The organism is Armatimonas sp., from assembly GCF_043760365.1.
Taxonomy (GTDB): Bacteria; Armatimonadota; Armatimonadia; order Armatimonadales; family Armatimonadaceae; genus Armatimonas.
Genome location: NZ_JAYUPA010000188.1, coordinates 1 through 2,141 on the forward strand (window position 1 = coordinate 1; position 2,141 = coordinate 2,141).

At 54.9% G+C, this 2,141-nt stretch carries 2 protein-coding genes and 1 pseudogene; 1 reads left to right on the forward strand and 2 read right to left on the reverse strand.

The annotated features are described in order from the left end of the window. Both ACH2EH_RS04650 and ACH2EH_RS04655 read right to left on the reverse strand, forming a co-directional pair. Positions 1-218 (reverse strand): IMP dehydrogenase (locus tag ACH2EH_RS04650; protein ID WP_395139413.1); only part of this gene is annotated, 218 nt, incomplete at its 3' end. Between the two features lie 61 nt (positions 219-279). Further along, positions 280-1,683, reverse strand: a complete 1,404-nt coding sequence (locus ACH2EH_RS04655) for a hypothetical protein (protein WP_395139416.1) — start codon at positions 1,681-1,683, stop codon at positions 280-282. 129 nt (positions 1,684-1,812) lie between these two features. Here ACH2EH_RS04655 and ACH2EH_RS04660 point away from each other — a divergent pair. Beyond that, positions 1,813-2,141, forward strand: a pseudogene (locus ACH2EH_RS04660) (hypothetical protein); the annotation flags it as partial.

Sequence of the window (2,141 nt, forward strand, 5' to 3'; positions counted from 1 at the left end):
GCAATCCCGCCCTGCTTACTGAACTCAGCGGCTAGGCGCGGATTCACGGCACCATCGAGCGCGGATGCCAGGATGGGGATCTCGATTTTGCGGCCCGCAAGCTCCCAGGAAACGTCTACATCGCGTGCATCAATTACCAGCGGCCCCGGAGCCAGTGCAACCTCATCGAACCCATATGCCCGCCGTGCTTTCCGACGCCCGCCCAGAACTATCTCCAAAATATCGCCTCCAGAATAATTAGGACTATCCTATCACATAGCCTTTATCCAAAGAAGGCTCTTAAAAATTTAAGTCAAAGCTCCCTTCATTGCGCAGAAGATGCTCGTAGGTTGCCTCCGCTCCCTTGCTATCACGCACAACCACTTTCACCTTGGTGGTTGCTTCTTGCGTCGCGGAACAGCCCTCATGATCGTAGACACGCGAGCGCGTTCCATCAGAACCAGCTCCAGCGTCACGCCCACAAGAGGTCGCCGGGCCAGACCAGCTCCAGGTGTAGGTCAGCGTATCGCCATCCGGATCCTCAGCTTCCATCTTGAAGGCATTGGAGTGGAGACCCGGCAGGAAAGTATTGGTGAAGCGCAGGAGGTGCGGGGCACGGTTGGGCTGTGGAGTGGGAGTCGGGATGGGGGTCGGAGTGGGCTGGGGCACACAGCGCACGGTGACATTCACAACCCGCACCTGCCCTGTCGTGACACACATAAATGATGTCTTTAGCTCGGTGACTCCCTCGGGCAGTGTTGCGGGGGCAATATAGAGAAACTCACGCTCGTACAGGTGATTGACCTGTGGGGTCGCATTGTCGTAGTGGCGGATAAGCTGCGAACCCGGCCCGTAGTCCTCATCCCCTTTTACCTGCCCGACAAAGCCAGTTGTTGTCAGCAGGATAGACTCATTGCTGCATGTCCCATTCTTCACCGTGAGCCGTGCCTGCTGACCACACTGCACCACAATTTCCGTGGGATTGACAGCAAAGTCATCGTCTTTAAGATCCTGACAGTTGCGTGATTTATGGTTGTCGTAGCAGCTAATATCGGAGCCAAAAAGAGCCGGTATAATCTCCGCGCCCTCGTTGGCACAGCAGCCTTTCAGCACCCACTGAAAGCAAGTACTGCCAATAAAATTTCGGTAGCGCTTCCAGCCGTTATTGTAGCGCTTACCGTCCCCAAGAGTGCCATTTTGATCCTCGCAGCAGGGAGACTTTGTGCCAGGAGGGCAGGTGGTGGTGCCACCGTCTTCATCACGCGAGTGGAGGTGCCGTCCTCCGGGAACCTGATCATCCAGACTATTCATCCCCAGTGGTCCACGGTACTTGATAGGGATGACTACCGTTGCCCCTGCGGCAAGCTGCGTGATGGGGAAGGTGTGTAGGGGCTTGGGGTTGCCAGGAGAGCTGATCACCGACGCCTCAGTCACTCCTGCGGGAATTTCGGGCAGGTCGATCCCCCCGTTTTCGGGAATCGGATAGAGCCTCTCCCCGATACGGAGCAGGGTGTGAAACTGCGTCTGAGGGAAGCGTAGGGTTCGCGTTGCATCTTCAAACTTGATGCCTTTCTTGAGCATCTCCTGACGATCCGTTGCAGGAATCTCGTTCCAGACGTCCAAAGGGAGCGCCCAACTCACTTCGGAAACGAACGCTACCTTGCTGGTTCCCCCACCGCCACAGCCCCAAATAATAGAAAACAACACCAAGCCTACCAGAAAACACTGCCGCACCACTGCGGCCCGAGCTAACTTTACCGAAGACATTTCCTTAAACACGGGGTGTGCTAATTTATGTGGCAGGTTCGGCAGGCGGAGCGGGTATCTTCTAAGGTGACTAAACCGAAGGAATTTACCATGATCACTCAACCTGCCGTGCTCACATTATCACATGAATTTAGCCGAGAAGACCTCTTCAGTGTCGTTTTTATCCTTGTGGATGACTGGATGATCGAGACCTATGGCAGCGGAAATCTGCCCCGAAAAACCCAAGTGCCCGAGTTCACGGACTCCGAGGTGATATCCATTATTCTCGTCGGAGAGCTTTGTCATGCCCCACGCGAGCAAGGATGGCTTCGTCAAGTCAAGGCTTCTTACCTACATTTGTTCCCCAAGCTGCCTGAAAGAAGCCGTTTTTGCCGAAGGGCACAAAAAATAGTTCC